This is a genomic window from Burkholderiales bacterium (assembly GCA_013695435.1).
Classification (GTDB): domain Bacteria; phylum Pseudomonadota; class Gammaproteobacteria; order Burkholderiales; family JACMKV01; genus JACMKV01.
In genome coordinates this window covers 1-7,943 of the sequence record JACDAM010000280.1, presented here as the reverse complement: position 1 = coordinate 7,943, position 7,943 = coordinate 1, and the positions used below count along the sequence as shown (strand labels likewise).

10 protein-coding genes are annotated in these 7,943 nt (G+C 61.2%); 1 reads left to right on the top strand and 9 read right to left on the bottom strand.

Annotated features, from left to right (window positions below):
- Positions 1 to 186: 186 nt before the first annotated feature.
- The 8 genes from H0V78_13810 to H0V78_13775 form a co-directional block, all read right to left on the bottom strand.
- Positions 187 to 1,326, bottom strand: a complete 1,140-nt coding sequence (locus H0V78_13810) for an N-6 DNA methylase (GenBank protein ID MBA2352812.1) — start codon at positions 1,324 to 1,326, stop codon at positions 187 to 189.
- Between the two features lie 11 nt (positions 1,327 to 1,337).
- Positions 1,338 to 1,751 carry a protoporphyrinogen oxidase HemJ gene (gene hemJ / locus H0V78_13805; GenBank protein ID MBA2352811.1) on the bottom strand — a complete coding sequence of 138 codons (414 nt, stop codon included), beginning with the start codon at positions 1,749 to 1,751 and terminating at the stop codon, positions 1,338 to 1,340.
- Positions 1,752 to 1,760: 9 nt separating this feature from the next.
- Positions 1,761 to 2,564, bottom strand: a complete 804-nt coding sequence (locus tag H0V78_13800) for an ABC transporter permease (GenBank protein ID MBA2352810.1) — start codon at positions 2,562 to 2,564, stop codon at positions 1,761 to 1,763.
- 111 nt (positions 2,565 to 2,675) lie between these two features.
- On the bottom strand, positions 2,676 to 3,590 hold the full coding sequence (locus H0V78_13795) for an ATP-binding cassette domain-containing protein (GenBank protein ID MBA2352809.1): 915 nt from the start codon (positions 3,588 to 3,590) through the stop codon (positions 2,676 to 2,678).
- Between the two features lie 4 nt (positions 3,591 to 3,594).
- Positions 3,595 to 4,215, bottom strand: a complete 621-nt coding sequence (locus tag H0V78_13790) for an alpha/beta hydrolase (protein ID MBA2352808.1) — start codon at positions 4,213 to 4,215, stop codon at positions 3,595 to 3,597.
- 35 nt (positions 4,216 to 4,250) lie between these two features.
- On the bottom strand, positions 4,251 to 4,631 hold the full coding sequence (locus H0V78_13785; protein MBA2352807.1) for a hypothetical protein: 381 nt from the start codon (positions 4,629 to 4,631) through the stop codon (positions 4,251 to 4,253).
- Between the two features lie 27 nt (positions 4,632 to 4,658).
- Complete coding sequence (locus H0V78_13780; protein ID MBA2352806.1) at positions 4,659 to 4,970, bottom strand: (2Fe-2S) ferredoxin domain-containing protein; 312 nt, start codon at positions 4,968 to 4,970, stop codon at positions 4,659 to 4,661.
- Between the two features lie 3 nt (positions 4,971 to 4,973).
- On the bottom strand, positions 4,974 to 6,023 hold the full coding sequence (locus H0V78_13775; protein MBA2352805.1) for a VanZ family protein: 1,050 nt from the start codon (positions 6,021 to 6,023) through the stop codon (positions 4,974 to 4,976).
- A 341-nt stretch (positions 6,024 to 6,364) separates the two neighbouring features.
- On the opposite strand from H0V78_13775, the gene H0V78_13770 reads away from it, so the two are divergent.
- A complete protein-coding gene (locus tag H0V78_13770) occupies positions 6,365 to 7,063 on the top strand; it encodes a glutathione S-transferase N-terminal domain-containing protein (protein MBA2352804.1) in 699 nt (232 codons plus the stop codon).
- A gap of 22 nt (positions 7,064 to 7,085) precedes the next feature.
- On the opposite strand, the gene H0V78_13765 is transcribed toward H0V78_13770, so the two are convergent.
- Positions 7,086 to 7,943, bottom strand: an 858-nt coding sequence (locus tag H0V78_13765; GenBank protein MBA2352803.1) for a sodium:solute symporter, incomplete at its 5' end; no start/stop codon positions are given.

Here is a 7,943-nt window from a genome sequence, read left to right as displayed (position 1 = left end):
ATCTCTCGAATCGCGATCAGTGGATGTTCCGTCGGAACGTAATCCGAGGTCTTCCTCACGATGAACAAACCTTCCTGAGTTACGTCCGCTCCACGCATCGCGCTCTCCGTCTCGATTCTGTACGACTACTCAACGTACTACCCTTCGGCTCCGTGGACTGGGTCGGGGGATAAGTTCAACGAACTGTTAGCCCCGATTGCTTCCTGCCACGATCCTGTATTCCAGCAGCCGGCATTCCAGAGCGCCGTTGAACAGCGGCGTACGCTTCGATGCGGTAAGGCGAATCAATTTTGGCAGCCGCAAATCCGCGGTAAAAATGAATGCCGTCCAGCCGCTGAATTTCTTTTTCAGAACATCGCCGAGCTGCGGGTAAAATTTCGCCAGTTCGGCTTCTTCGCCGGAACGAACGCCATACGGCGGATTGGTCACAATGCAGCCGGCTGGCGCCGGAGCGCTGATCTCAAGTGCGTTCGCCTGCTTCAAATGCACCGCTCTATCGAGCCCGAGCGCCGCGAGATTGGCGCGCGCGTCGCTGAGCGCGTCGCCGTACAAATCGCTGCCGTAAATCGGCAACGCCTTTATGTCCTGCTGCCCGCCATCGCTTTGCTCGCGCAGGCGCTGCCAGTCATCGCGCGCGAAATTGCTCAGCCTTTCGAACGCGAAGCGGCGTCCTGCTCCCGGCGCGATTCCCAGCGCGATCTGCGCTGCTTCAATCAGGAACGTGCCGCTGCCGCACATCGGATCGAGCACCGGCACGCCGGGCTTCCATCCTGAAAGACGCAGGATGCCGGCCGCCAGATTTTCACGCAGCGGCGCTTCGCCGGTCTTGACGCGCGCGCCGCGTTTGAACAGCGGCTCGCCCGATGTGTCGAGATACAGCGTCACGTCGTCGGCGGTCAAAAAGGCGTGGATGCGCATTCCAGGATCACGCGTGGCGACGCTGGGGCGCTTGCCGGCGATCGCGCGAAATTTGTCGCAAACCGCATCCTTGATGCGCAGCGTGACGAAGTCGAGGCTCTTGAGCGGGCACCGAATCGCCGACAGATCGACGCGTATCGTCAGGTCGGCGCTGAAGCAATCCGGCCACGGCGCGGCATAGGCAGCACGGTAAACGTCTTCTTCGCTGCGGTAATGGTGCTTCGCGACGCGCCACAACACGCGGCTGGCGACGCGGCTGTGCAGATTGATTGCATAGCACAGCGAAAACGGGCCGTGGAACAGAACTCCGGCGTTGCCGGGCTTGACCTCGCTTGCGCCCAGCTCGATCAGTTCGGCGGCAAGCGCGGTTTCCAGACCCGCCGGACATGGCGCAAAAAAGTTTTCCACGCGCAATGCCGTCAGATTGGTTTGACGACAACCAGCAAGACGATCGCGACCAGGATCAACACCGGCGCCTCATTCAGCCAGCGATAGAACACGTGGCCGTGCTGGTTGCGGTCGTGCTTGAAGTCGGCCAGCAGTTTGCCGCAATAAACGTGATAGCCGATCAGGATCGCGACCAGCGCGACCTTCGCGTGCAGCCAGCCGCCGGAAAATCCGTAGCCGAACCACAACCAGAATCCGAAGCCGACAGTCAGCACGGCGCCCGGCGTCATGATGCCGTAGAAAAGCTTGCGCTCCATGATCTTGAATCGCGCTATGCCGGCGGCATCGTCGGCCTGCGCGTGGTAGACGAACAGACGCGGCAGGTAGAACAGGCCGGCGAACCACGTCACCATGAACACGATGTGAAACGCCTTGACGTAAAGCACGAGCCCTCCTTACTTGAGCAGCCGGCGCCGCGTCAGAATCAGCGCGACATAGAATGCGGCCAGCGCATACACGCCAAGCACCAGCAGGTGCGTCAGCGAAGCCGCCGGAATGCGCCCGGCAAGCAGCGGCCGCGCCAGTTCGACCGCGTGCGTCAGCGGTAAAAAAAGCGAAATGTCCTGCACCAGCGGCGGCATTTGCGCGCGCGGAAAAAATGCGCCGGATAACAGCATCATCGGCGTCATGACCAGCGTCATGTAGTACATGAAAAACTCGTAGCTCGGGGCCAGCGCGGTCATGACCAGTCCCAGCGACGCGAAGCACAAACCGATCACTACCGTAAGCGGAATAATCCAGAGCGCCAGCGCCGAATCGGAAAGTCCGAGCGCGCCAATGACTGCAAGAATCGCCATGCCGCTCAAGAAGCTTTTGCTCGCCGCCCAGACCGCTTCGGCGATCAGCACGTCGTCGAGCGTCAGCGGCGCGTTCAGAATCGCTTCCCACGTTCGTTGCACGTGCATGCGCGAAAACGCCGAGTACATCGCTTCGAAACTCGCGCTGTTCATGGTGCTGTAGCAGATCGTTCCGGCGGCCAGAAAATTGATATACGGGATGCCGTTGACAGCGGGCATCAGCGCGCCCAATCCGTAGCCGAGGCCGAGCATGAACAGCAGCGGATCGGCGAGATTGCCGATGACCGACGGGATCGCCAGCTTGCGCCAGACCAGAAAGTTGCGCCGCCAGACATGACCAAAGCGAAGACTGATCGAAGGCGGGCGAAAATGTTTACGGTCTATTACAAACGTTCGCGCCATCAACGCCCTTTCGTCGTCGTTCCCGGGCGCGCGGGAATCCGGTGTCTTTGATGGAAATCGTTGGGCCCCGCATACGCGAGGACGACAAACTGGTGAATGCGAGCCATGTTCTCAATCGCGCAATTCCCGCCCGGTCAATTTCAAAAACACATCCTCCAGATTCGCCGGACGATGCAGATAACGCAACCCCTCGAACGTTTCCAGGTTCTTCAGCAACGGCGCGGCATCGCGCGCGTAACAGAACACCGTCTCGCCGCTTTGCTCGCAGCGCTGCGCGAGCCTGCCGTGTTGCCGCCCCCATTCTTGCGCGGCGTCGCCGTAAATCTCGAAAACGTGCGGCTCGATTTCTTCGGCGATAAGTTCGCGCGGGCTGCCGCTGGCGATGATGCGGCCATGATCCATGACCGAGAGGCGGTCGCACAAACGCTCGGCTTCATCCATGAAATGCGTGGTCAGCAATATCGTTTTGCCGAGCTTCAAGAGTCGCTGCAAACCCTGCCAGATCAGATGCCGCGCTTGCGGATCGAGCCCGGTCGTCGGCTCGTCGAGAAACAGCAGGTCGGGGTCGTTGATCAGGCCGCGCGCCAACGCCAGCCGCCGTTTCATACCGCCCGACAGCGTTTGTATCTTGCTGTCGGCGCGCGTCGCCAGGCCGGCGAATTCGAGCAATTCCGGAATGCGCTCGACCAGCGTCTGCCGCGACAGGCCGAAATAGCGGCCATAGGTGTACAGATTTTCGTAGGCGCTGAAGTCGGGATCGAGATTGTCGACTTGCGGCACGACGCCAACCTTGAGCCGCGCTTCGCGCGCACGCGCCGGAACCGGCAGCCCGAGCAGCGTGATGGCGCCGGAATCGGCATCGGGATCGGTCAGGCCCAGGCATAGCCGCAAGGTCGTCGTTTTGCCGGCGCCGTTCGGCCCGAGCAGGCCGAAACATCGGCCGGGCGCCAGCGCCAGTTCGAGGCCGCGCACGACTTCGCTATTGCCGTACGACTTGCGCAGGTTTTGCACGTGCAGATGGAACATGGGCTCAAGCAGGGTTTGCGGCAGCGCCAAACGCACCCAGCACCACGGCCTGCAATTCGATCAGGTAGCCGTGAAAAAAGTGCCCGGCGCCGGGCAACACGACGACCGGCAGTTTTTGCGCCTTCGCCCATTTCAGCGTAGCCGAAAGCGGAACGACATCATCTTCGTCGCCGTGTATGACCAGAGTGTTACCGGGAACCGCGCCGACTTCGAAGCGATCGACCGCAGGCGCGATCAACACGAGCCGCCGATGTTCGATGCGCGGCGCGACACGCGATTGGACATACGCGCCGAACGAGAAACCGGCCAGCACCATCGGCAGATTGCCGAATTCGCGCCGGGCGGAGTCCGCGGCCGCCAGCATGTCTTCCGTCTCGCCGATGCCGTTATCGTGCAAGCCTTCGCTTTGCCCGACGCCGCGGAAATTCATGCGCAGCGCGAGATAGCCGAGCCTGGTGAATGCCCGCGTCAGAGTTGTCACGACCTTGTTGTCGAAGGTGCCGCCTTGCAGCGGGTGTGGATGGGCGATGAGCGCGATGCCGGCGGGTGCGTCTTGCGGCCGCTCGATCGCGAGCTCGAGCTTGCCGGCCGGGCCGTCGATCAGGCGACGCACGCTGTGCTGAATTTTAGTGAGTCCACAAAAGGCTCACCACAACCTTCTCAAGTACCAGCGCCATCAGCGCTGCCGTTGACCAGGTGAACGATTCCCGCCGGATTCATGATCCAGAGCCCGTCGAAACCTTCAGGCAGCGCTTCGATCGCAGCGCAGCGAGTGACACCGTGCGTATCGAGATACGCGGCAGCGCGCCCGGCGTCCGGCGTCTCGATTTCCAGCCAGAGCTCGGCCTGGCTCAGCGCGGGCGCGCGGTCGATCCACAAACGGCAGGCGCCGAATGCGATAATGATCGCGGGCGCAAACTCATCGACGACTTTCAGGCCGAGTACATCGCGATAAAACGCGACAGTCGCATCGAACTGATGCGGCGGAATCTTCAGCGCGATGTTTCTACCCGCGCTGAATTCGGGGCGGTTTTCGGACAATCGGTTTCTCCGGGGTCTATGCCGGCGTCAGGGCAGGCGCAGGCGCTCGACGACGCGGCCGTGCTGCAAATGCTCGTCGATGATTTCGTCGATGTCGTCGCGGTCGACGTACGTGTACCAGATTTCCTCGGGATAAACGACGATGACCGGCCCGTGTTCGCAGCGATCGAGGCAGCCGGCCATGTTGATCCGGTTCCTGGCCGGGCCGTCGAGCCGCAGTTCCTTGAGCCGCTTTTTCGCATAGTCGCGCATTTCACTGGCGCCGCGGTCGGCGCAGCACGCTTCGCCGGCTGTTCGTTGATTGCAGCAAAAAAAAACGTGGTGCAGATAGTAAGACATCGCTCAAGTATAAACGCGTTCGCGCCGCCCCGAATGCGCCGCCAGATAGAGCATCGCGGCAAACGGCCACAATGCCGAGACGACGCGCGTCGACGCGTTCAGATTCAGATACTGACCTTCGCGCCAGAGTTCAAACGACGAAATCAGGTACGGATTCAGCGGCAGCCAATTCACCAGCACGGTGGCCAGCGCCAGACTCCCCAACGCGATCGCGAACCGCTTGCGGCGTTGCTGTCCGATCAGCACGATCAGACTCGCGGCGCCCGCCAGCAATCCGAGCCAGGCGCCGAAAGTCAACCAGGCAAACGCGCGATCCGCGTCGAATATCATGCCGACGGCAAACGATTTGATCGCGAAAACCGCGGCGAGCAGCGCAACAATGAGGCGTCCGGCGCTCGCGTTGTTGACGGTCAGGTTCGCCGCCAGCAAACCGGCGCCGGCCAGATTCAGCGCGACCACCACCGCCTCGGCCGCGATAAAAAATTGCGCGGAATGAAACCCGGCTGCATCCTCGCCTAGCCAGGCGCGCAAATCGCCGTTGCCGAATAGCGAGATCGAAGGATTGGTCTGGCTGAGCAGCCAGAAACCCAGCAACACAAGGCCAGCCGGCGTCGCATCGTCGGGATAAAAGAATTGATGGCGCACAGCCGCCAGCCGCCGGCTTCGAAGCAGACGCTGGCCGAGCAAAGCAGCCAGCAACGCTCCGGCAAATGCGCCGCTGCTGTTGCAGGCAAAATCGACGACTGACGATATGCGTGTCGGCAGATACGACTGCAGAGATTCCATCGCCAGGCTCAGCAGCAGGCCGCCCAGGCTCGCGAGCAGGACAGCGAAGGCGGGCCTGAGCCGCGATAACACCCCCATGCAAACCAGAAATCCGATCGGCGCGTAGCCGACAACATTGCTCATCAGATCGAAACGGCTTTGATAATTGCGCGTCGTTTCGAACAGGAAGGCGAGCACTGGCGCGCCGGTGTCGCGCCAGCCTGTGAATGGAGACAGACTGGCGAGCACAATCAGCAGGATATAGGCGATCGCGAGATAAAGCGGCAAGCGTGAAGCGCTAGCGCGCCGCTTTGTTTCCCCGCGCTCTGGCGAGGCCGCCGTGGCTAATTGCGCTGCGCTTCGCGACCCCGGTTGAGATGCTCGCGCGCTCGTCGTTGCGGATGGATCGGACATGGCGATTCGAGTGTAGCAGCGCGGCTGCGCGGGTGCGAGCAAGACTCCGAATGCGGCCACCATGACCCACCACTACCTCGCCCGGGATCCCGGTCCGCGCTCGACTGAACAGGCCCTGGTCAAGGCAAGCAAATCGGGGGCCGCGCTGAACCCCCGCCTGGCGAATGACTCTCAATCAGCACGTTCACGAACTTCCAGCGGAAAAGCCGCGAAAAATGATAGAGCTCTATTACTGGCCGACGCCGAACGGCCACAAGATCACGATGTTTCTCGAAGAGACGCGGCTAAGCTACGAGATCATGCCGATCAATATCGGACGAGGCGATCAGTTCAAAGCGGATTTTCTCGACATCGCCCCGAACAACCGCATGCCGGCCATCATCGATCGCGCGCCGGCGGATGGTGGCGAGGCGATTTCAATCTTCGAATCGGGGGCGATCCTGCTGTACCTGGCGGAAAAAACCGGCCGTTTTTTGCCGCGGGAAACGCGCGAACGCGCCGAGGTGTTGCAGTGGTTGTTCTGGCAAGTCGGCGGCCTTGGGCCGATGGCCGGGCAGAATCATCATTTCGTGCAATACGCCCAGGAAAAGATCCCGTATGCGATCGATCGCTACGTCGCCGAGACGGCGCGGCTTTACGCAGTGCTCGACCGCAGACTCGAGGATCGCGAGTTCATCGCCGGCGCCTTGTCGATCGCCGATATCGCGTGCTATCCCTGGATCGTACCAAACCAGAAGCAGCGTCTGGATCTCGCCGATTTCCCGAATGTGCAGCGCTGGTTCGCCGACATCAAGGCGCGGCCGGCGACGCAGCGCGCTTATGACAAAGGCAAAACCGTCAGCGAAGCGCCGGTCGTCGATGAAAGCTCGCGCGGCATCCTGTTCGGGCAGAGCGCGAAAACAATCAAGCGCTGAACGTCGATTGCTTGTTCCGCGCCTAGGGCGACCGGTTTTGTTCGCGGGCGTGCGACCCGGCGCTTTGCAAAGACGGTTCGCGCGCAGTGACGAACTGCGGTAGCAGCGAACCTGAAATCATGCCTGCCGCCGCGACCAGCAAGCCGACCAATTGCGGCGGCCAGTAGGTGTCGGGCTGCAGGAATTCGAGCGCTACCCAGGTCAGGAATCCTGCCGCGATTCCGAGCAGTGCGCCTTGCGTGCTTGCGCGCTTCCAGTACAGGCCGGCGAGCAGCGGAATAAACGCGACTACCAGCGTGACCTTGTAGGCATTCTCGACCATCTTGAATATGGTCGATTCGGTTTGTAGCGCGAACGCCAAAACGATGCACGCGAAGCAGACGAGCGTAATGCGCATGATGCGCAAAAACTGCTTGTCGGTAATATCGGGAAACGAATTTCGGATGATGTTCTCGGAAAATGCGACCGAAGGCGCGAGCAGCGTGGCCGACGAGCAACTCATGATCGCCGACAGCAGCGCGCCGAAGAAAATGATTTGCGCGAAGACCGGCGTGTGCTGCAGGATCAATTGCGGCAGCAATAGCTGCGAATCCTCGTTGAGCAGCTTGTTGAAGAGCTCGGGATCGACCAGCGTCGCGGAATAGGCGAGAAACATCGGCACGAAGGCAAACAGGAAATACAGCGAGCCCCCGAGCACCGAGCCGCGCACCGCCGTCTTCTCGTCTTTGGCCGATGTTATGCGCTGGAATACGTCCTGTTGCGGAATCGATCCCAGCATAATGGTGACCCACGCGCCAATAAAAGGTATCCAGGTGGAAAGCCTCGCCTCGGACGGAAAAAATTCCAGCTTGCCGGCCGCGCGCGCGTGCTCGACGACGAC